This is a genomic window from Pseudarthrobacter sulfonivorans (assembly GCF_024391045.1).
GTDB classification, from domain to species: Bacteria; Actinomycetota; Actinomycetes; order Actinomycetales; family Micrococcaceae; genus Arthrobacter; species Arthrobacter sulfonivorans_B.
In genome coordinates, this window is sequence record NZ_JANFCZ010000003.1 from 58,595 (window position 1) to 79,358 (window position 20,764).

At 66.6% G+C, this 20,764-nt stretch carries 17 protein-coding genes and 1 tRNA gene; 9 read left to right on the forward strand and 9 right to left on the reverse strand.

The features are described from left to right. Nucleotides 1–10: 10 nt before the first annotated feature. Complete coding sequence (locus tag NQJ30_RS02990) at nt 11–499, reverse strand: Fur family transcriptional regulator (RefSeq protein ID WP_255768407.1); 489 nt, start codon at nt 497–499, stop codon at nt 11–13. Between the two features lie 106 nt (nt 500–605). On the opposite strand from NQJ30_RS02990, the gene NQJ30_RS02995 reads away from it, so the two are divergent. Continuing rightward, on the forward strand, nt 606–1,262 hold the full coding sequence (locus NQJ30_RS02995; RefSeq protein WP_255768250.1) for an MBL fold metallo-hydrolase: 657 nt from the start codon (nt 606–608) through the stop codon (nt 1,260–1,262). A gap of 4 nt (nt 1,263–1,266) precedes the next feature. Here the strand turns inward: NQJ30_RS02995 and NQJ30_RS03000 are convergent, their stop codons facing one another. Then, nucleotides 1,267–2,343, reverse strand: a complete 1,077-nt coding sequence (locus NQJ30_RS03000; RefSeq protein WP_255768251.1) for a PLP-dependent cysteine synthase family protein — start codon at nt 2,341–2,343, stop codon at nt 1,267–1,269. Between the two features lie 121 nt (nt 2,344–2,464). Here NQJ30_RS03000 and NQJ30_RS03005 point away from each other — a divergent pair, with 121 nt between their 5' ends. The 3 genes from NQJ30_RS03005 to NQJ30_RS03015 are packed head-to-tail and all read left to right on the forward strand — an operon-like array spanning nt 2,465 to nt 4,974. Beyond that, nucleotides 2,465–3,331 carry a sulfurtransferase gene (locus NQJ30_RS03005; RefSeq protein ID WP_255768252.1) on the forward strand — a complete coding sequence of 289 codons (867 nt, stop codon included), beginning with the start codon at nt 2,465–2,467 and terminating at the stop codon, nt 3,329–3,331. Nucleotides 3,332–3,391: 60 nt separating this feature from the next. After that, on the forward strand, nt 3,392–4,549 hold the full coding sequence (locus tag NQJ30_RS03010; RefSeq protein WP_255768253.1) for an NAD(P)-dependent alcohol dehydrogenase: 1,158 nt from the start codon (nt 3,392–3,394) through the stop codon (nt 4,547–4,549). Next, nucleotides 4,546–4,974, forward strand: coding sequence for an HIT family protein (locus NQJ30_RS03015; RefSeq protein WP_255768254.1), 429 nt, complete (start codon nt 4,546–4,548; stop codon nt 4,972–4,974). Before NQJ30_RS03010 ends, NQJ30_RS03015 begins: the two co-directional genes overlap by 4 nt. 42 nt (nt 4,975–5,016) lie before the next feature. On the opposite strand, the gene hrpA is transcribed toward NQJ30_RS03015, so the two are convergent. From hrpA to NQJ30_RS03050, 7 genes are all read right to left on the reverse strand, one after another. Next, the gene (gene hrpA / locus NQJ30_RS03020; protein ID WP_255768255.1) at nt 5,017–9,018 is read right to left on the reverse strand and encodes an ATP-dependent RNA helicase HrpA; all 4,002 of its coding nucleotides are present in this window, start codon (nt 9,016–9,018) and stop codon (nt 5,017–5,019) included. 64 nt (nt 9,019–9,082) lie between these two features. After that, nucleotides 9,083–9,382, reverse strand: coding sequence for a protealysin inhibitor emfourin (locus NQJ30_RS03025; protein WP_255768256.1), 300 nt, complete (start codon nt 9,380–9,382; stop codon nt 9,083–9,085). 60 nt (nt 9,383–9,442) lie between these two features. Beyond that, nucleotides 9,443–10,561 (reverse strand): M4 family metallopeptidase, encoded by a 1,119-nt coding sequence (locus NQJ30_RS03030; protein WP_304663774.1) that lies wholly within the window; start codon nt 10,559–10,561, stop codon nt 9,443–9,445. A 135-nt stretch (nt 10,562–10,696) separates the two neighbouring features. Further along, nucleotides 10,697–10,769 (reverse strand) — tRNA-Arg (locus NQJ30_RS03035). 121 nt (nt 10,770–10,890) lie between these two features. Continuing rightward, complete coding sequence (locus NQJ30_RS03040; protein ID WP_255768257.1) at nt 10,891–12,447, reverse strand: ferredoxin--NADP reductase; 1,557 nt, start codon at nt 12,445–12,447, stop codon at nt 10,891–10,893. Next, on the reverse strand, nt 12,444–13,316 hold the full coding sequence (locus tag NQJ30_RS03045) for an FAD:protein FMN transferase (protein WP_255768258.1): 873 nt from the start codon (nt 13,314–13,316) through the stop codon (nt 12,444–12,446). Before NQJ30_RS03045 ends, NQJ30_RS03040 begins: the two co-directional genes overlap by 4 nt. Nucleotides 13,317–13,319: 3 nt before the next feature. Continuing rightward, nucleotides 13,320–13,790 (reverse strand): FMN-binding protein, encoded by a 471-nt coding sequence (locus NQJ30_RS03050; RefSeq protein ID WP_255768259.1) that lies wholly within the window; start codon nt 13,788–13,790, stop codon nt 13,320–13,322. Nucleotides 13,791–13,972: 182 nt separating this feature from the next. Between NQJ30_RS03050 and argS the strand changes: the two genes are divergently transcribed. From argS to thrB, 5 genes are read left to right on the forward strand one after another with little or no spacing between them, the layout of a single operon-like run. After that, nucleotides 13,973–15,637, forward strand: a complete 1,665-nt coding sequence (argS, locus tag NQJ30_RS03055; protein ID WP_255768260.1) for an arginine--tRNA ligase — start codon at nt 13,973–13,975, stop codon at nt 15,635–15,637. Then, a complete protein-coding gene (lysA, locus tag NQJ30_RS03060; protein ID WP_374113208.1) occupies nt 15,634–17,115 on the forward strand; it encodes a diaminopimelate decarboxylase in 1,482 nt (493 codons plus the stop codon). The genes argS and lysA overlap by 4 nt, the downstream gene beginning before the upstream one ends. After that, on the forward strand, nt 17,116–18,432 hold the full coding sequence (locus tag NQJ30_RS03065) for a homoserine dehydrogenase (protein WP_255768261.1): 1,317 nt from the start codon (nt 17,116–17,118) through the stop codon (nt 18,430–18,432). After that, nucleotides 18,433–19,539 (forward strand): threonine synthase, encoded by a 1,107-nt coding sequence (gene thrC, locus NQJ30_RS03070; RefSeq protein ID WP_255768262.1) that lies wholly within the window; start codon nt 18,433–18,435, stop codon nt 19,537–19,539. A gap of 2 nt (nt 19,540–19,541) precedes the next feature. Continuing rightward, nucleotides 19,542–20,516 (forward strand): homoserine kinase, encoded by a 975-nt coding sequence (gene thrB / locus NQJ30_RS03075; RefSeq protein ID WP_255768263.1) that lies wholly within the window; start codon nt 19,542–19,544, stop codon nt 20,514–20,516. Nucleotides 20,517–20,764: the final 248 nt, after the last annotated feature.

The window sequence follows — 20,764 nt, forward strand, 5'->3', positions numbered from 1 at the left end:
TGGGGTGCTGTCAGAGTTTGCCGGCGGCCCGGAGCAGGGTGCAGTCGGGGCAGAGGCCGAAGATCTCCACGGTGTGCGCCACCTCGGTATAGCCATGTTCGGCGGCGGTCCTCGCAGCCCAGGTTTCCACGGCCGGGGCCTCGACCTCCACCGCCTTGCCGCAGTTGCGGCAGAGCAGGTGGTGATGGTGCCCTGTCACGGCGCAGCGGCGGTAGACGGCCTCGCCCTCACCGTTGCGGAGCACGTCCACCAGGCCGTCGTCGGCGAGGGACTGGAGGATCCGGTAGGCCGTTGCCAGTGATACCGAGACGCCCTTGTTTTGCAGGATGCGGTAGAGCTCCTGGGTACTGACGAAGTCGTCCAGGTCGTCCAGGGCGGTGCTGACCGCCACTCGCTGCTTCGTGACGCGCTGCTCCTTGCCGGCATTCGCGCCAGAACCGGTGGCGGCGCCGGAGGGGGCATTCGACGGCGTCGCGTCAGCTTTGGTGCCGAACGGCATGGAGATACTCGCTTCCCTAAGGGACGATGGCAATCATCAAGATTACCAGCCGGCGCCCTGCGGGCCGCCCCTTGGAACTCCCGGAGCCGGAACCTAGGCTGGCGCTATGAAGCTGACTAAATACACCCACGCCTGTGTCCGGCTCGAAAAGGACGAAAAGGTCCTGGTGCTTGATCCGGGAACGTTCTCCGAGACAGCCGAGGCCCTGGATGGAGCCCATGCCGTGCTCATCACCCATGAGCACCCTGACCACGTGGACGTCCCGGCCATGACCCGGGCGCTCGGAACGGCGGCCGGCCTTGCCGTGTTCGCGCCGGCCGGCGTGGCTGCCACGCTGCGCCAGGAAGCGCCGCACGCCACAGACCGGATCCACACCGTCCAACCCGGCGCCGCGTTTGATGCCGCCGGGTTCGATGTTCGCAGCTTCGGCGGCCAGCACGCGCTGATCCATCCGCAGATCCCGTTGGTGGCCAACATCGGATACCTGGTGGAAGGAAACGTCTACCACCCGGGCGATTCGTTCATTGTCCCGGACGGACTCACCGTTCAGACCCTTCTGGTTCCAATCCACGCACCGTGGAGCAAGGCGGCCGAAGTGGTGGATTTCGTCATCAGCGTCCGCGCCCCGCAGGCTTTCCAGATCCACGACGGCCTGCTGAACGAGACCGGCCTGACGATGGTGGAAGGCCATGTGGCCCGCCTGGGCGGAAAATACGGCACCACCTTCACGCACCTCGCCCCGCGGGAATCGGTTGAGGTCTGACCGGCTAAGCGTCCCAGCGGCCGGTCTCGAAAAACCGGCGGATGATGTTCTCATAGGGCCCGGGGTCCAGGCCCTGGGCTGAGAGCCACTCCGGATTGTAGTAGTTGCCCGCATAGCGGTCGCCGCCGTCGCACATCAGCGACACGATGCTGCCGCGCTGCCCGTCGGCGACCATTTCTGCCACCAATTGCCAGACGCCCCACAGGTTGGTGCCGGTGGAGGGCCCGGCATGCAGGCCGGCGAGGGTGTACAGGTGGCGCATGGCCGCGACGGAGGCGGCATCGGGGACCTGGATCATGTGGTCGATGACGGCGGGAACGAAGCTGGGTTCGATCCGCGGGCGGCCGATGCCCTCGATGCGTGACGGCAGGCCGGTCACCCCATCCGAACCGTTCAGCCAGCCGGGATAAAAGGCCGAATTCTCGGGGTCCACGACTGCCAGGCGGGTGTCGTGGCCGCGGTAGCGCAGGTACCGGCCAATGGTGGCGCTGCTGCCGCCCGTCCCGGCGCCCACCACGATCCAGCGGGGGATGGGGTGTTCCTCCAAGGCGAGCTGCCCAAAGATGGACTCCGCGATGTTGTTGTTGCCGCGCCAGTCCGTGGCCCGCTCCGCGTACGTGAACTGGTCCATGTAGTGGCCGTTGGACGTGGCAGCTGCTTCCGCCGCGGCGGCGTAAACTTCGGCGGCATGCTCAACCAACAGGCAGGAGCCGCCGAACCGTTCTATCAGCTCGATCTTTTCCGGGCTGGTGGTGCGGGTCATGACGGCCACGAACGGCAATCCCAGGAGCTGCGCGAAGTAGGCCTCCGAGACCGCGGTGCTGCCGCTTGACGCCTCCACAATGGTGGTCCCCTCGCGGATCCAACCGTTGACCAGGCCGAAGAGGAACAACGAACGCGCCAGCCGGTGCTTAAGGCTCCCCGACCGGTGCGTGGATTCGTCCTTCAGGTAGAGCTGGACGCCCCAGTGCCGGGGGAGCGGTACCGAGTACAGGTGGGTATCGGCGGACCGGTTGCTTTCGGCTTTGATTTTCCGGATGGCCTCATCGGCCCATGGCCGGTCCGCGCGTGCGTTCTTCACCGGACCAACTCTAGCCGCGCGGGCCGGCTGGCCCTTCCTGCCCGCGGCCCGGCCGCAGCTAAAGTTGGAGCAGCGACTGCACCACTCACAACAGCACCACACACAACGGACAAGGAGCACCATGGGCCTTCTGATGGATGTACCGGGCCTGCAGGCCTTGCTCGCCTCGGGCCGGCGCACGGTCCTGCTCGATGTCCGCTGGGCGTTGGGGGACCCGCACGGCCGCGAACACTACCTCGAAGCACACCTCCCCGGAGCTGTCTTCGTCGACCTTGCCACCGAGCTCGCCGCGCCCGCGGTTCCGGCGCGCGGACGGCACCCCTTGCCGCCTGCCGCGGAATTCCAGGCCAGCGCCAGGCGCTGGGGAATCAACGCAGGCGACGTTGTGGTGGCCTACGACAACACCGGCAACCTGGCAGCGGCCCGCGCCTGGTGGATGTTGCGCAGTGCCGGTTTCCCGGACGTCCACCTGCTCGACGGCGGCCTGGCCGCCTGGCAGGATGCGGGACTGCCGCTGGAATCGGGGTCCGTTGAGGCAGTGCCGGGCGATGTTTCATTCAGCGGCGTGGGCATGCCCGCCATTGACTCGGCAGCGGCCGCGGAGTGGGCGGGCACCGGCATCCTCCTCGACGCCCGCGCCGGGGAGCGGTACCGCGGCGAGTTCGAACCCGTTGATCCGCGCGCAGGGCACATCCCCGGAGCCGTGTCCGCGCCGACGACCGAGAACCTGGACGACTCCGGACGCTTCCTGCCGGCGCCGGAGCTGCGGCAACGGTTTGCTGAGCTGGGCATCAGCGGCGACGTCCCGGTGGCCGTGTACTGCGGATCCGGCGTGACCGCCGCCCACGAGGTGGCCGCGCTGGAAATCGCAGGGATTCGCGCCGCCCTCTATCCGGGCTCGTTCTCCGAATGGTCGAATAACCCCGACCTTCCCGTCGCCACCGGACAAGCGGCAGGTACGGCTGCAGGGACGACCGCCGGAACATGACGGACCCATGCCGCGGGCCCGAGTGGAAATGCCGCAGCATGCGGGGGTAGCGTCGAAGGCATGACCCCAGGACGCCCCGTACCGCCGCCCCTTGCCCGCCCTGTCTTGCCCGCTGACAACTCCGTTCCCGGTTCCGCCGCCGGCCTGTTCGCTGCCGCGTATGGTGCTGTCTCCGGCCACAGCGGCCTCGTGCCGCTGACGCTGGCCCGGCGCGCCCCCAAAGCGGACGACGTGGAAATCGCCATCGAATTCTGCGGACTGTGCCATTCAGACGTGCACGCCACCCGCGGTGAATGGGGCGCCCAGAACTATCCGTTGGTCCCCGGACACGAAATAGTGGGCACAGTGAGCCGCGTCGGCTCAGCCGTGACCGACTTCGCCCCGGGCGACCGGGTGGGTGTGGGGTGCATGGTTGATTCCTGCCGTGAATGCGAGAGCTGCCTGGACGGCCTCGAGCAGTACTGCGAAAACGGCATGACCGGAACATACGGCGCCAAAGATGCACGGAACGGCGACGCGATCACCCAGGGCGGCTACGCCACCTCCGTGGTGGTCGACCGCCGCTACGTGGTCCGCGTGCCCGCCAGCCTCGACCCCGCCGCCGTCGCCCCGTTGCTCTGCGCCGGCGTCACCACGTTCTCTCCGCTCCGCCACTTCGATGTGGAGGAAGGCGACGTGGTGGGTGTCGTAGGCCTGGGCGGACTCGGCCACATGGCCGTGAAGCTCGCCAAGGCCATGGGTGCCGTGGTCAAGGTCTTCACCACGTCCGAAGCGAAGGTTCCGGCTGCCCTGGAGCTCGGCGCCGACGAGGTCATCCTGTCCCGCGACGAGGACGCCATGGCCGCAGCAAACCGCAGCATCGACCTCATTATCGACACCGTGGCCGCACCGCACGACCTGAACCCGTTCTTCCGCACCCTGCGCGTCGACGGGGCGCTCTTCCAACTCGGCCTGCCGTCCGAAGCCATGCCGCCCGTCAACCCCGGGTCCCTGATACGGCGCCGCATCGCCTATGCGGGTTCGTTGATCGGAGGCATCGCCGAAACCCAGGAAATGCTGGACTTCTGTGCGGAGCACAACGTGGTGGCAGACATCGAGCTGGTGCGCGCCGACCAGCTGAATGAGGCCTACGACCGAATGGTGGCAGGCGACGTAAAATACCGGTTTGTGCTGGATACCAGCACCCTGCAGGCCCCGGCCGAGGAGGCAGACGCATGAGCACCCTGTTCACCAAGATCATCAACGGCGAGATCCCGGGACGCTTCGTCTGGCGCGAGGCCGATGTTGCGGCGTTCCTGACCACGGGCCCGCTGGCCGACGGACACACCCTGGTGGTCCCCACCGAAGAGGTTGACCGCTGGACCGATGCCTCCCCGGAAACGCTCGCGAAGGTCATGGAAGTGGCCCGCCGGATTGGCGCCGTCCAGCTGGAGATTTTCCCTGCCGAACGGGCCGGCCTGATCGTGGCCGGATACGAAATCAACCACATGCACGTCCATGTGTGGCCGTCCCGAAGCATGGCCGACTTCGATTTTGGCTCGGTGGACCACAACCCGGACCCGGCAGTGCTGGACGCCAACGCGGAAAAGCTGCGGGCAGGGCTCCGGGCGGCCGGCTACGGGGAGTTTGTGCCCGAAAGCTAAAGGGCAGGACTCGCGCCGGCCCGCCGGGCTTCGGCCCGAAGGCTAAGCCGGCGCGAGTGCCTTGTTCAGGACGGCCCGGATCCGCTTTTCGGAGACCGAGTAGGCCGTCCCGAGTTCGACGGCGAAAAGGCTCACCCTCAGCTCCTCGATCATCCAGCGGACATGGGTCAGCTCGGCACCTATCCGCCGGCCGGGCAGCAGAGCCGATACGGCGTCGTCGTAGTCGTCCTCGAGCCGCTGGACGGCGGCCATGTTCAGGGCATCCCGCTGGACATTGCCGGGCAGCCGTTCGAGGCGTTTTTCGATGGCCGCAAGGTACCGGGGGAGCTGGCTCAGCTGGGCGAACCCGGTGCGGGCCACAAAGCCCGGGAACACCAGCTGCTCAAGCTGGGCTTTGATGTCGTTGAGCGCGCTGATCAGGGCCAGGCTGGTGGTTCCTTTGAGCTGCTTTTCGATCCGCCGGGTGCTGGCCAGGATGCGCTCCACCACGGCAGTCACGCTGAACACCGTGTCGATCAGTTCCGCGCGGACCTGCTCGTAGAGCGCGTCGAAGGACTCTTTGTCCCAGGGGACCTCGGCCGGGGTCAGCTTGTCTATGGCAGCCAGGGCACAGTCAGCGATCAGGGCTGAGACTGAACCGTGCGGGTTCTGGCTAAAGGTGAGCTTTTCGGTGTTGTTGAGGTGCTCCAGCACGTAGCGGTCCGGCGCGGGAACCCGCAGTGCCAGCAGCCGGATGACCCCGCCGCGCATGGCCGCCAGCTGTTCCGAGGACGTCTGGAACACGCGCAGCGCAACCGACGTTCCTTCGTCCACCAGCGCAGGATAGCCGGTGACGGTGTGGCCGTTGACGTTGTTGCTCACCTGCCGTTGCAGGGTTCCGAAGGTCCACTCGGTCAGCCCGCTCCGCTCCCTGAAACCTGCACCGTTGCCGGCCGCAGTGGCCCCCGCAGGGACACCGGACGACGACGCCGTCCGGCCTGAGCTGCCCGACGCGGACTTTGCGGATGACCGCGGCGTCGTGGTCCCCGGAGTTGCCCCCAGGGACTCTGCGATGGCGCGGCGCGTTGCCGGCGCCAGGTGTTCCTGGAGGGCGGCGAGGTCCTTGCCCTCGTCCAGCACCTTGCCCTTGCTGTCCACCACTTTGAAGCTCACCCGCAAGTGCGACGGCACGGCATCCCAATTCCAGGATCCGGGCGGGATGACCTGGCCGCGGATCCGGCGCAGCGCCAGTTCCAGCGAGGCTTCGAGTTCGTCGTGGGCCGGGTCAAAGTCCGCTTCAAGGGCGGCCACTGCCTGGCGGGCCACATCCGGGGCCGGGACGAAGTTCTTCCGGATCTGTTTGGGCAGGGATTTGATCAGGGCCGTCACGAGTTCCACCCGCTGGCCCGGGATCAGCCAGCGGAACGCCTTGTCGTCCAGCTGGTTGAGGAACAGCACCGGCACTTCGGCCGTGACGCCGTCAGACGGGTTGGGCGGCGAGCCCGGCGCCACCGGGTGGAACTCGTAGGTCAGCGGCAGCTCAAAGCCCTTGTGCAGGAGCGTCCTGGGGTAGGCGGCTTCATCCAGGTTGTCGGCTTCGTCGTTGAGCAGCAGCGACTTGTCGTAGTCCAGGAGGTCCGGGTTCTTCTGCCTGGCGTCCTTCCACCACTTGTCGAAGTGCCGCTCGGACACCACGTCGGGGCCGATCCGGGCGTCGTAGAACTCAAACAGCGTCTCGTCGTCCACCAGCAGGTCGCGGCGGCGCATCCGCGCCTCAAGCTCCTCCACTTCGAGGAGGAGGGCACGGTTGCGGTGGAAGAACTTGTGGTGGGTTTTCCAGTCGCCTTCCACCAGGGCGTGCCGGATGAACAGCTCCCGGGCCAGCACCGGATCCACCCTGCTGTAGTTGATCCGGCGCTGCGGGATGATGGGCACCCCGTAGAGCGTGACTTTCTCATACGCCATGACGGAGCCCATTTTGGTGGACCAGTGCGGCTCGCTGTAACTGCGCTTCACCAGGTCCGGGGCCACCTGTTCGGCCCACAGGGGATCAAACTTGGCTGCGACTCTCGCCCAGAGCCGGCTGGTCTCGACCAGTTCGGCCGCCATTACGAACGTGGGGGACTTTTTGAACAGGGCGGAGCCAGGGAAGATCGCGAAGCGGCTGCCGCGGGCACCGGCATACTCGCGCTTGCGGTCGTCAAGGATCCCGATGTGGCTCAGCAGCCCGGAGAGCAGGCTGATGTGGATGCCTTCGTGGTTGCCCACGGGATCGGCCAGCCGTTTGTTGTCCAGGCTGATGCCCAGGGGACGGGCCAGCTGCCGGAGCTGGGCGAACAGGTCCTGCCATTCCCTGACCCGCAGGTAGTTGATGAACTCGTTGCGGCAGAGCCGGCGGAACTGGGTGGAGGAGAGCTCCTGCTGCTTCTCCTGGAGGTAGTTCCAGAGGTTGAGGAATCCGGTGAAGTCTGAGTTCTCGTCGCGGAAACGGGCGTGCTTTTCCGCCGCAAGCTGCTGCTTGTCGGTGGGCCTTTCGCGCGGGTCCTGGATGGTCAAAGCCGCCGCCAGGATCATCACTTCACGGACACAGCCCCGCTTTCCGGCCTCAACGATCATCCGGCCGAGCCGCGGATCCACCGGCAGCTGGGCAAGCTTCTGTCCGACGGGGGTCAGCCCGCCACCGCCCCTGCCGGACTGCCGTCCGGTGCCCCTGCCGCCGTCGTCGGCGCTTTCCTGCGGCCGGGCGGCACTCAGGGCGCCCAGCTCACGCAGGAGCGTGACGCCGTCGTTGATGGCGCGCGACTCGGGCGGCTCCACGAACGGGAAGCTTTCCACGTCCTTGGGCCCGCGGGCGACGCCCATGGCCGTCATCTGCAGGATGACGGCCGCAAGGTTGGTGCGCAGGATCTCCGGGTCCGTGAACTGCGGCCGGGACTCGAAGTCGTCCTCGGAATAGAGCCGGATGGCAATGCCGTCGGACACGCGGCCGCACCGGCCCGACCGCTGGTTGGCCGAGGCCTGGGAGACACGTTCAATGGGCAGCCGCTGGACCTTGGTGCGGTGCGAGTAGCGCGAGATGCGCGCGGTGCCGGTATCGATGACGTACTTAATGCCGGGGACAGTCAGGGACGTCTCGGCAACGTTGGTGGCCAGCACAATGCGGCGCTTGCTGCCAGGGTGGAACACCTTGTGCTGTTCCTGCAGGCTAAGCCGGGCGAACAGGGGCAGGATTTCCGTTCCGGCCAACCGGCGGTTGGACTGGATCCTCGATTGGAGTGCATCAGCGGCATCGCGGATTTCGCGCTCGCCGGAGAAGAAGACCAGGATGTCCCCGGGCGCTTCGTCGGCGAGTTCGTCCACGGCGTCGCAGACGGCGTCGAGGGGATCTCGGTCCTCCTCGAGTTCGTCATCCGAGGCGTTGTCTTCATCGTCACCGGTTGCAGCTCCGCCGGCGGGCTGGGACAGCGGCCGGTAGCGGATCTCCACCGGGAATGTGCGGCCGGAAACTTCGATGATGGGGGCGGGCTCTTCCTCGGAACCGAAGTGCTTGGCGAACCGTTCAGGATCGATCGTGGCGGAGGTGATGATGATCTTGAGGTCGGGACGCTGCGGCAGGATGCGCTTGAGGTAGCCCAGGATGAAATCGATGTTGAGGCTGCGCTCGTGGGCCTCGTCAATAATGATGGCGTTGTATTTGCGGAGCAGCTTGTCGCGCTGGATTTCCGCGAGTAGGATGCCGTCCGTCATCAGCTTGACCTTGGTGGACCGGCTGACTTCGCCCGTGAACCGCACCTGGAAGCCGACTTCCTGGCCCATCTCCACGCCCAGTTCCTCGGCGATCCGCTCGGCAACCGTGCGCGCTGCGAGCCGCCGGGGTTGGGTGTGCCCGATCATGCCGTTATCGCCCAGGCCGAGCTCAAGGCACATCTTCGGGATCTGGGTGGTTTTACCCGAACCCGTCTCGCCGGCAATGATGGTCACCTGATTCGCTGCAATGGCAGCCATCAGGTCCTCGCGGCGCTCGGAAACGGGCAGCTCGGCAGGATAGGAGATATGAAATGTCATGGCTGCAGCCAGTCTACTGGGAGGGCGCCCGATTTCCGGCCCTCCGCGACGGGAAAGCCGTAGCCTACCTGGACTGTTCCGAGGCCGCCCGTGTGCTGTCGATGAGGACCCGCCAGGGCCCGGTTACCTGCTGTTCCGGCAAGGCCGCGCGCCGTTGGCCTGCCCTGATGGCGTAGATGAATCTGTCCGGCTGGCTGGCCTCCGCTTCGGCGGCTGCCGCCCGGACAGTCTTGGGTACGGCATCCCACGGGCACGCTTCGACGATCGGCTGCCATTCGCTCATGGCGCTTTCCGTCTTGGCCGTAACGGTCCACACCCGTGTCAGCGCGGCGATCCCGCCGGTTCGCTCCACACTAATTTTCATGGCCGGTTCCTGGGCTTCCCTGCAGCCTGGCTGCCACTGGCCCGGCAGCCAAGCCTTGTCCTAGATCTTGACCTTCACAGTTTCCCACGCCTTCCGGACGGCGTCATGTTCGGCGGAACCGGAACCGAACAATTCGACGGCGGAAGCCGCCGTCGCCCGCGCAAATACGCTGAAGGTGACGGTGGCCGGCAGGGAACCGCCGATGAGGGTGTCGTACCAGATGCGGCCCGGAGCTTCCCAGGCGTGGCCGCCCAGGGCCTCCGCGACGAGGTAGAACGCCCGGTTGGGGATGCCGGAGTTGATATGGACGCCGCCGTTGTCCGCGCTGGTCCGTACGTACGAATCCATCGAGTCCGGCTGGGGGTCCTTGCCCAGCACGTCGTCGTCATAGGCGGTGCCGGGGGCCTTCATGGACCGCAGGGCCACGCCTTGCACCTGTGCCGTGAAGAGTCCTTCGCCGATCAGCCAGCTGGCCTGGCCAACGGACTGCTTCTTCACGAACTGCTCAACGAGCGCGCCGAAGACATCGGAGAGGGACTCGTTGATGGCGCCGGCCTGGTTCCGGTAGGCGATCCCGGCCGAAAATTGCGTGACACCGTGCGTGAGTTCGTGCCCGATGACACTGAGCGAACGTGTAAACCGTTGGAAGACCTGGCCGTCACCGTCACCGAAGACCATCTGCCGGCCGTCCCAAAAGGCGTTGTCATAGAGCTTTCCGAAGTGCACGCTTGCATCCAGGGGCAGGCCTCGGCCGTCGATGGAGTCGCGGCCGAACACGTCCGCGTACAGCCGGTGGGTGTGCCCGAGACCGTCGTAGGCCTCATCCGAGGGCAGGTCTCCCGTCTCCGGATCGCCCTCCTTGCGGACGAGTTTTCCGGGCAGGGTCTCGGAACCGCCGGCGTCGTAGATGCTTCGGCTGGGCAGACCTGGCCGGACATCACGGAGGCTCGGCGGAGCGACGGGTTGCGGCGCTGTCCGGGCGGACTGGACCGACCGTACATGGCTCAGCGCCTCCTTGGCCGCCCGGGCTGCCGCGATGAGTTCGGGCGCGTCCTGGCGGGCCAGCCGCCGCAGGATGTAGGGCGGGATGATGAAGCACCGGCCGGCGGCTAGGTGCCGTCCCGACGGGCGGTGGCCTGCCGGACCCTGGGCCGTCAGGTGTTGGTCTGATGCGCGCATGAAGTACCCCCTCGGATTGTGGCATCAGCCTACGAGGAGGCGCCGACATTTTGACGCAGGCACACGCGGTCAGGCCGTGAAGGGTCCCAGACGAAAAGAACCCCACCGCACATGGTGCGGTGGGGTTCTCATAGGTGCCCTCGATAGGATTCGAACCTACGACCTTCTGCTCCGGAGGCAGACGCTCTATCCCCTGAGCTACGAGGGCAATTCAGGGATCCTGCCGTTGCTGGCGGGACGTCCTAGAGCTTAGCAGGAAGGTGGCCCGCAATGAAAAACGTGGCCCGGCGATCCTGCCCGGAGTGTCGGATCCAAGCCAACCGGTCCTCTCAGTAGCCGGAAAATGAGTCCACGTGCACGCGGCGCACACCGGCAGCCCTGACCGCACGGCGCAGCGAAGCGACGCTCCCGGGGGACCCGGAAACGTAGACGGCGCGCTCTGCAATATCCGGAACAAGGGCCTTCAAAGAGGGTCCGTCCAACCGGGCCCCGGATACAGATCCCGCCGTAGCGGCGGTCCCGGCATCGGCAGCAAACGACGGCGGGGCGGAACCGTCGGCGAGGCGGGCCACCACCCTGGCTCCGGACGCCGCCAGCTCGCTGGCGTAGGAAATCTCCCCGGCGTTCCGGGCCAGGAGCAGGAGAACCACATCCCGGTCCCTGCCGGCACCCGAGGCCAGATGCGCCAGGTACGGGGTGATGCCGATGCCGGCGGCGATGAGCAACACCGGCGCACGGGGATCGCGGGGCAGCACAAAATCGCCGCCCACGGCTGTCGCTGCCACACGGTCACCGGGTGTCAGGGCGAGGAGCGCCTTTTTGGCGGCGGACAGGGGCTCAGAGGTCCGCACGCCAAACGTCACCGTCTCCGAAGCCGGCGCGCTGGTCAGGCTGAACACCCGGCGTCGGCCTTTACCGTCCGATTCGGCGTGCGGCAGATCCAGTTCCATGTACTGCCCCGGCACAAAACGGACCGGACGGGACGGGCGGAAGACGAACTCCGTGGTGCTGGGGGTAAGGGCCCGGGAGCCTGAGAAGGTCAGCTGCACCCCGCCCCGCTGGCCCGCCAGGAACGCCAGCAGGTTGCCGGCCAGCAGCGCCAGTTCGGGGGAGTTGGCAAGGAAGCCAAAGTTGTAGGGCACTGCAAACAGCACGCCCACTGCGGCGGCAAGCGCGAGCTGCTGCCAGCGGCGCGGCGGCAGTGTCAGCGGCTCGGTCAGCATAAAGCCGACGAAGAAGAGCAGCGGCCGTTGCGCGAGGGCCTGCCACAGACCGCCGCCCAGGCTTGTCCCTGCCTGCAGCAGTTCCGAGGTCACAATCGAGGTGGCCACCAGAAGGAAGACGGCCGCCATCAGGTATTTCCGGGTGCGGTACAGCACCAGCAGGATGCCGGGCACCAGGAGCCACAGCATGGCGGGGGTCGCTGCCCACCAGGTGGCGATGTTCAGCCCCGTCAGGCCCGTTACGAAGGCCCCCGCAGCGGCAGGGTTGAAGATGTGCCGGCCCCGCCAGGCAAGCGCGTATTTGGAGGCGGAAGCCAGCCAACAGGCCAGGACAACACCCGCCACATCCAGGGGCGCGAAGGATGGCCAGAAAAGGAAGTACAGCAGCAACCCGGTGATCAGCGACGATTCCGAGTGCGGACGCACGTGGAACACCGCAGCCAGGGCCCGGTTGGAGGCATAGGTCATGCCGAGGCACAGGGCCAGGTGCACCAACATCCCGGGGATGCCGAAGGTCAGCCAGCCCAGGCCGTCAAGGACCAGGCTGTACACGGCCAGGGCAGCGAGCACCAGCAGGATCAGCCGGTACATCGTGTACTTGCCCAACAGGGTGTTCAGCCGGCCGGCCGGTGAAACGGCCTTGGGGGTATCAACGGGGCTCATGTGAACAGTGTCCCTTCAAATCCGGCCGAATAGGCGGCACTTCCATCCGAAAATACTGTCAGCCAGGAAAAATCGAAAACACCCTCCAGGTCGGCACCCGGGACGAAGAACAGGGCCGTGGCCAGCGCGTCCGCCAGCATGGTGCTCTCCGCCATGGTCCACGTGGCCACGGCCGTGGTGACGGGCCGGCCGGTGGTGCCGTCCAGGACATGATGCAGGCCGTCACCCCACACACGGCGGTTGGAGGCCGAGGCGCAGAGCGCTCCGCCGGCGACCGGCACCGTGCCGATGGCCTTGGTTGGATCGTACGGGTGCTCCAGGGCGACCGTGATGACGTCCGGACCGCTGTGCAGAAGGTCTCCGCTGGCATCAATGAGGAAGCTGTCGTGGCCGTGTGAACGGAGCTCCGCCGCCAGGAGATCCACCAGCTGACCCTTTCCGGCGGCGCCGATGTCCAGCACCACGGGCACATGGTTGGTGAGGACCGTGCCGTCCCAGTCCAGGGCATCCTCCCAGCGGGGTGCTGCCGCGGGCGGGCCTGCAGGCCGCAGCGAGTAGCCGGCGTCGTAGCCCAGCTGCTCAAGGGTGCCGCCGATCAATGGGGTCATCGCCCCTGCCGAGATGTCATAGAGGGAGCGGTACAAGCGGCCAAGCGGTGCAGCCTCCGGCGGAAACTTGTGCCGCCCCGGCTTGCGGGCCATGGCACTGACGGTGGAGTCCGGCCGGAACCGTGACCACTCGCCGTCGTACGCTTCCACCACCGCGAGGAGCCGTGCGCGGACACGGGCCGAAAGCGGCCCCGGCGTGGAGATTTCCCAACGGGTGCCGATCCCGTCAAAGCGGAATTCCTCCCAGCCGGGCTGCGGCATGGCCTAGTGGGCCTCCGACTTGATCTTTTCGACCGCCTGGTTGAACCCGCCGCTGGTCAGGGAGGAGCCCGCCACCTTGGACACCTTCAGCTGGTCAATGCTCTTGCCCACCACCTGCGAGGCGATCCCGCCGGCGAACTCGCCCTGGAATTTGCGGGTGTTCGGGTTGGAGGGGTGCTGGGTGATGTTGACGGCCGTGACCGTCCCGGACGCGAGCGTCAGTTCCACACCCACGGTTTCGGTGCCGTTCGGTGACACATAGTTGCCGTCGGCGCTGTACGTCCCGTCCTTGTAGGCGGAACCGCTGCCGGCCAGCGACGACGAGGTCCCGGACGGCGTGGTGGCGCCGGCGGAGTTGCCGGCCGAGGGTGGCGTTGCCCCCTGTGACGGCGTTGGCGCGCAGCCGGCGACTGTTCCGACGAGGGAAAGGCCGGCGATTCCGGCGAAAACACTCTTGCGGACTGACGGTCTCATAACGGGGCTCGTTTCGTGGGCTGGGTGCTTACGGTGTACTCAACGTCGCAAACAGCGTAATGGTTCAGCCTGTGAATCCGCCGGACGGCCGCTGCAGGCCATGATGCTTGCCGCGGAGGCCATCCAAGTCACCCTCCGCCGCTCAAATTCCTCCACGTGGCGGGCGCCGGTAGGCTAGAGGGGTGACTCCCGAAGAACTCTCCCTCGCCATATCCGCCTGCCTGAAAGCTGCCGTCGACGCCGGCGAGATCGGGCTGTCCGCATCAGCTGTTCCTGCTGAGGTGCGCGTGGAGCGACCGAAGAACCGGGACCACGGTGACTGGGCCACCAATATCGCCCTGCAGCTGGCCAAGCAGGCCGGCATCAATCCGCGCGAATTTGCCACCATCCTGAGCGCCCGGCTGAAAGCCATCGACGGCGTCTCGGCCGTGGACATCGCAGGTCCGGGCTTCCTGAACATCACCGTGGACGCCGCTGCCGCCGGTGCGCTCGCGAAAGCCATCGTGGAAGCCGGCCCGGAATACGGCACCAACACCGCGCTCGCCGGCCACACCGTCAACATGGAATTTGTTTCGGCGAACCCCACCGGCCCCCTGCACATCGGCCACACCCGCTGGGCCGCTCTGGGCGATGCCATCGCCCGGGTCCTGCGCGCTTCCGGTGCCGACGTCACCGCGGAGTACTACATCAACGACGCCGGCACGCAGATGAACACCTTCGCGCAGTCGGTCTACAACCGGCTCCACGGCCTCCCGGTGCCGGACGGCGGTTACCCGGGACAGTACATCGCGGACCTCGGCCATGAGGTACTCAGCGAACATCCGGACATCCGTGAACTGACTGAAGTCGCCGCGATTCCCGTGATCCGTGCTGCGGCCTACGAGGCCCAGATGAAGGACATCCAGGCCACGCTCGCGGACTTCGGCGTCGAATTCGACGTGTTCTTCTCCGAGCAGGAACTGCACGACGCCGGCGCGATCGGAAGTGCCGTTGCCCGCCTTCGCGAACAGGGCCACGTGTTCGACGACGGCGGTGCGGTCTGGCTGCGGACCACGGACTTCGGCGACGACAAGGACCGCGTCATGATCCGGGCCAACGGTGAGCCCACCTACTTCGCCGCGGATGCCGCCTATTACCTGTCCAAGAAGGACCGCGGCTTTACCGAGAAGATCTACCTCCTCGGTGCGGACCACCACGGCTATATCAACCGGCTGAAGGCCATCGCGGCCGCGGCGGGTGATGATCCCGAGGTCAACATCGAGGTCCTCATCGGCCAGCTGGTGTCCGTCAACGGCGCCAAGCTGTCCAAGCGCGCCGGCAATATCATCGAGCTCAAGGACCTCATCGACTGGCTTGGCAAGGACGCCGTCCGCTATTCGCTGGCGCGCTTCCCGGCGGATTCGCCGCTGACGCTGGATCCGGAACTGCTCAAGAAGCACAGCAACGAGAACCCTGTCTTCTACGTCCAGTACGCCCACGCACGTACCCGCGGCGCTGCACGCAACGCCGTGGCAGCAGGGGTGGAGCGCCGTGTGGACGGCAACGACTGCTTTGAAGCCTCGCTGCTGGACCACGCCACCGAAAACGAACTGCTCTCCTACCTGGGCAGCTACCCCTCCATCGTGGCCAAGGCCGCCGAGCTGCGCGAGCCGCACCGCATCGCCCGCCACCTTGAGGTCATCGCCGGCGCCTACCACCGCTGGTACGACGCCTGCCGCATCGCCCCCATGGGGGATGAGCCCGTAACGGACGTCAACCGCACGCGCCTTTGGCTCAACGATGCCACCAGCCAGGTCCTGGCCAACGGGCTGGACCTCCTTGGCGTCTCCGCGCCGGAACGGATGTGACGGCAGTGAACACCAACAACCGGGCCGCATCCCCGTTGGCCCCTGAGTGGCTTGCCGTTCCGGCAGATCTGAACGCCCTGCACCAGCCGCTGTGGGCCGGGGATGTTGACCGCAACGACGACGGCGAACTCGCCATCGACGGCATCCCGGTCAGCGAGCTGCAAAGGCAGTACGGAACGCCACTGTTTGTGATGAGCGAGGGTGATTTCCGGGCGCGTGCCCGCGCCTTCAGTGACGCGTTCAACAACGCGTTCGCTGATATCTGCGGGGGAGTGGACGTCTATTACGCCGGCAAATCGTTCCTCTGCAGCTCCGTGGTGCGGTGGGTCGAGGAGGAAGGCCTGCGGCTGGACACGGCCTCCGGCGGGGAACTGGCAGTCGCTGCGCGGGCCGGCATTCCCGGTGCGGACGTGGCGCTGCACGGCAACAACAAGTCCGACGGCGAAATCCACCGCGCCCTTGACATGAAGCTTGGCCGGATCGTGGTGGACAGCCTCGACGAGCTCCAGCGGGTGGCCAAGATTGCGGAAGGCCGCGGCGAGCAGGCCAAGGTCATGCTGCGGCTGACGCCAGGTGTGCACGCCCACACCCACGAGTTCATCGCCACCGCCCACGAGGACCAGAAATTTGGCCTTTCCATGGCGGCCGACAGCACAGACCAGGCGGGTCTGTCCGCGGCGGAAGAGGCCGTCGCGGCAGCAACCGGCTATGCCGGCATCGAACTTCTCGGACTGCACTGCCACATCGGATCCCAGATCTTTGAGCCTGACGGTTTCGCGGTGGCCGCGGAGAAGCTCCTCCGGTTCCTTGCCGCCATGCAGGAAAAGTACTCCATCGTGCTGCCCGAGCTGGACCTCGGCGGCGGCTACGGCATTGCCTACACTCCGGTGGACACCCCCCGCCCCGCAGCGGAGATCGCGGAGGCGATGGCCGCCGTCGTGCGTTCCACGTGCGCGGACCTCGGCATCACGTCGCCCCGGATCTCCATCGAACCGGGCCGTGCCATCGTGGGCAGCACCACGTTCACACTCTATGAGGTGGGCACCCTCAAGACCGTCCGCGTCGACGCCGACACCACCGCAACCGCCGGAAACCAGCCGGAAAACGTTACGTACCCGCGCCGCTATGTGTCAGTTGACGGCGGCATGAGCGACAACGCCCGCCCGGTGCTCTACGACGCGGATTATTCCGCCATTCTCGCCTCGCGCACGTCAACCGCCGCGCCGGAACTGTCCCGCGTGGTGGGCAAACATTGCGAGAGCGGCGACATAGTTGTTAGAGATGTATATCTGCCCGAGGACGTGGCAGCCGGTGATCTGCTTGCTGTACCGGGTACCGGCGCCTACTGCTGGGCCCTTTCGAGCAACTACAACTATCTGGCCCGGCCGGGCGTTGTCGCGGTGCGCGACGGATCTGCCCGGCTGATTGTCCGCGGGGAAACCGAAGAAGATTTGCTCAACCGCGACATGGGAGTCTGAATGACTGAATTGCGAACCCTGAAGGTGGCCCTCCTGGGCTGTGGCAACGTTGGGGCCCAGGTTGCGCGGATTCTCCTTGAGGACGCCGACACCCTCGCCGCCCGCACCGGCGCACGCTTGCAGCTGAGCGGCATCGCCGTGCGCAACGTGAACGCCAAGCGCGACGTCGAACTGCCGCAGGAACTGTTCACCACCGACGCCGAAACCCTCGTCAAGGACGCCGACCTGGTCATCGAGCTCATGGGCGGCATCGAGCCGGCCCGCACGCTGATCCTCTCCGCGCTCAGCAACGGCGCCTGCGTGGTCACCGGCAACAAGGCCCTGCTGGCCCAGGACGGCCCCACCCTTTACGAAGAAGCCGACAAGGCCGGCGTACAGCTGTCCTACGAAGCCGCCGTGGCAGGGGCCATCCCCATCCTGCGCCCCATCCGCGACAGCCTGTCCGGCGACCGGATTACCCGCGTGCTGGGCATCGTCAACGGCACCACCAACTTCATCCTTGACCAGATGGACACTACCGGCGCCCAGTTCGCCGACGCCCTCGCCGAAGCCCAGCGCCTCGGCTACGCGGAAGCAGACCCTACCGCCGACGTCGAAGGCCACGACGCGGCCGCCAAGGCAGCCATCCTTGCGACACTGTCCTTCCACACCCGCTTCGCCCTGGAAAACGTCCACTGCGAAGGCATCACGTCCGTCACCGCTGCTGACATCGCCGCGGCCAAGGACGCAGGCTTTGTCATCAAGCTGCTGGCGATTGCTGAAAAGCTCGTGGATTCCGACGGCGGGGAAGGCGTTTCGGTGCGCGTGCACCCCACGCTGCTGCCCCGTGAGCACCCGCTGGCCGCCGTCCGCGGCGCCTTCAACGCAGTATTCATCGAGGCCGAAAATGCCGGCGAACTGATGTTCTACGGCCAGGGCGCCGGCGGAACCCCGACGGCGTCTGCCGTCCTGGGCGACCTCGTCTCCGCGGCACGCCGCGTGGTGCTGGGCGGCCCCCAGCGGACCGAGACCACCACCGGGCACATCCCGGCGCTTCCCATCGAAGCGGCCACCACGAGCTACTACATCGGCCTGGACGTTGCGGACCAGCCCGGTGTGCTGGCACGCATCGCCCAGCTCTTCGCTGAGCACGGTGTATCCATCGAAACCATGCGGCAGACCATCCACACGGACGCCGGTTCCAACCGGGAATCGGCCGAACTGCGGATCGTCACGCACCGGGCATCAGAGGCCGCCCTCGCGGCCACCGTCGAGGCCGTGAAGGGCCTGGACGTCATCAATTCAGTTACATCCGTTCTGCGGGTAGAAGGAGTCTAAGTGGCTCACCAATGGCGCGGCGTCATCCGCGAATACGCTGACCGTCTGCCCGTAACGGAAGCCACCAGGATCATCACCCTGGGCGAGGGCGGCACCCCGCTGGTCCACGCGCAGAAGCTCTCCGAACTGACCGGGTCCACTGTGTACCTGAAGGTCGAAGGCATGAACCCCACCGGCTCCTTCAAGGACCGCGGCATGACCATGGCCATGACCGCCGCCGTCGAATCCGGTGCCAAAGCCGTGGTGTGCGCCTCCACCGGCAACACGTCCGCGTCTGCCGCCGCTTACGCCACCGCCGCCGGCCTCAAGTGCGCCGTGCTGGTCCCCGAGGGCAAGATCTCCATGGGCAAGCTGAGCCAGGCCATCGCGCACGGCGCGACGCTGCTGCAGGTTGACGGCAACTTCGACAACTGCCTGGACATCGCCCGGAAGCTGGGGGAGTCCTACCCGGTGTTCCTGGTCAACTCCGTCAACCCCGCCCGCATCCAGGGCCAGAAGACGGGCGCTTTCGAAATCGTGGACGCACTGGGTGACGCCCCGGACATCCACGTCCTGCCGGTCGGTAACGCGGGAAACATCACGGCGTACTGGAAGGGGTACAAGGAGTACTCGGCCCCGTTCGAGTCCGCCACCGCCGGGACCCTTTCGGCCGTGTCCACCAGGACTCCGCAGATGTGGGGCTTCCAGGCCGCCGGTGCCGCCCCGTTCGTGGCCGGGCATCCCATCACGGAGCCGGACACCATTGCCACCGCCATCCGGATCGGCAACCCCGCCTCCTGGGACGGCGCCATTGCGGCCCGTGACGAGTCCGGCGGCTTCATCGACGCCGTGACCGACGAACAGATCCTCGAGGCCCACCGCTGGCTGTCCGCCCGCGAAGGCGTGTTTGTGGAACCGGGCTCCGCTGCCGGCGTCGCGGGGCTCCTCAAGAAGCACGCCGCCGGGGAAGTTCCTGCCGGCAAGACCATCGTCATAACGGTGACCGGCCACGGTCTGAAGGACCCCCAGTGGGCCCTGCGCACCGAGGACGGCAGCGAAGTGCAGCCCGTCAAGGTCTCCAACGACGTCGTTACCGTTGCAGCTGAACTGGGACTGGAAGAAAAGTAGCCTTGGAAACCACCACGCCCGCCCCCGCTGTCCTGCCCCTCATCGAAGCAGGACAGCGGGTCACCGTCAGGGTCCCCGCCACCAGCGCCAACCTCGGCCCGGGATATGACAGCCTGGGCCTCGCCCTGGCCCTGCACGACACCCTGACGGTGGAAAGCCTCGAAACCGACGAGCTGGAGTTTGAGCTCAGCGGCGAGGGGGCGGACTCCTTGCCGCGCGACGCCAGCCACCTCGTGGTCCGTGCCATGGAAGCCGCCTTCTCACGCCTGGGTTACCGGCACGGCGGGCTCCGGATTACGGCAACCAACGTCAACCCCCATGGCCGCGGACTCGGCTCTTCCGCATCCGCGGTGGTGGCCGCAGTCTCCGCCGCCAATGCCCTGGTGCCGGCGGCCATGCAGCGCGGACGCGAGTGGATCCTGCAGCTGACCAGTGAGATGGAAGGCCACCCTGACAACGTCGCGCCCGCGATTTACGGCGGACTGGCGCTGTCATGGCAGGACAGTGACCAGTACAGGAGTACGTGCGCCACGGTGGCCGCTCCGGTCATCCCCATCGTCGCGGTGCCGGACTTTGAACTGTCCACCGAGGCGGCCCGGGCCTTGCTGCCTGCCTCCGTGGGCCATCACGCCGCAGCGATGAACTCCGGCCGGGCCGCGCTGCTCATCCACGCGCTGACCCAAAAGCCCGAATTCCTGCTTGCCGGCACCGAGGATTATCTCCACCAGAGCTACCGCGCAGAGGCCATGCGCCCCAGCGCGGCGCTGATCAGGGCCCTGCGTGGCGCCGGCCATGCGGCCGTGGTGTCCGGTGCGGGACCCACCGTGCTGGTCCTCGCCAACGGCGAAGGTGAAGCCGCGGACATACTGGCGCAGATCGAAGCATTCACAGCGGCCAACACGCCGGACATCGGCTGGCGCGTGCTGAAGCTGGCAGTGGACGTCGAAGGTGCTAAGGTGGAACTGCACCGGCGGTAATTCCGCCTATCTGATCCGCAACTGCATTTCAGTTGTAACCGGTCGTCTACTGCGCAATATTTTCCGGTGTCACCTGCTTGGTCTGTCGCAGGAATATGCAGCCTTTACATCTGCCCCTGAATTGTCAGTCCGGCGCCCCGCCATTAATCGGTGCGTGAGGTGAATCAGTATCCGGCCCTGCTGGCCGAAATCCAACCGGCAAGGCCGAAAATCCCGGCTGCAGATCTGAACTGCAGCCCAGATCAAAT

Bases quoted from the DNA above. Each gene is read 5' to 3' on its own strand.
- NQJ30_RS02990 (WP_255768407.1), bottom strand. From the start codon at position 499: ATGCCGTTCGGCACCAAAGCTGACGCGACGCCGTCGAATGCCCCCTCC.
- NQJ30_RS02995 (WP_255768250.1), top strand. From the start codon at position 606: ATGAAGCTGACTAAATACACCCACGCCTGTGTCCGGCTCGAAAAGGAC.
- NQJ30_RS03005 (WP_255768252.1), top strand. From the start codon at position 2,465: ATGGGCCTTCTGATGGATGTACCGGGCCTGCAGGCCTTGCTCGCCTCG.
- NQJ30_RS03010 (WP_255768253.1), top strand. From the start codon at position 3,392: ATGACCCCAGGACGCCCCGTACCGCCGCCCCTTGCCCGCCCTGTCTTG.
- NQJ30_RS03015 (WP_255768254.1), top strand. From the start codon at position 4,546: ATGAGCACCCTGTTCACCAAGATCATCAACGGCGAGATCCCGGGACGC.
- hrpA (WP_255768255.1), bottom strand. From the start codon at position 9,018: ATGACATTTCATATCTCCTATCCTGCCGAGCTGCCCGTTTCCGAGCGC.
- NQJ30_RS03025 (WP_255768256.1), bottom strand. From the start codon at position 9,382: ATGAAAATTAGTGTGGAGCGAACCGGCGGGATCGCCGCGCTGACACGG.
- NQJ30_RS03030 (WP_304663774.1), bottom strand. From the start codon at position 10,561: ATGCGCGCATCAGACCAACACCTGACGGCCCAGGGTCCGGCAGGCCAC.
- NQJ30_RS03040 (WP_255768257.1), bottom strand. From the start codon at position 12,447: ATGAGCCCCGTTGATACCCCCAAGGCCGTTTCACCGGCCGGCCGGCTG.
- NQJ30_RS03045 (WP_255768258.1), bottom strand. From the start codon at position 13,316: ATGCCGCAGCCCGGCTGGGAGGAATTCCGCTTTGACGGGATCGGCACC.
- NQJ30_RS03050 (WP_255768259.1), bottom strand. From the start codon at position 13,790: ATGAGACCGTCAGTCCGCAAGAGTGTTTTCGCCGGAATCGCCGGCCTT.
- NQJ30_RS03065 (WP_255768261.1), top strand. From the start codon at position 17,116: ATGACTGAATTGCGAACCCTGAAGGTGGCCCTCCTGGGCTGTGGCAAC.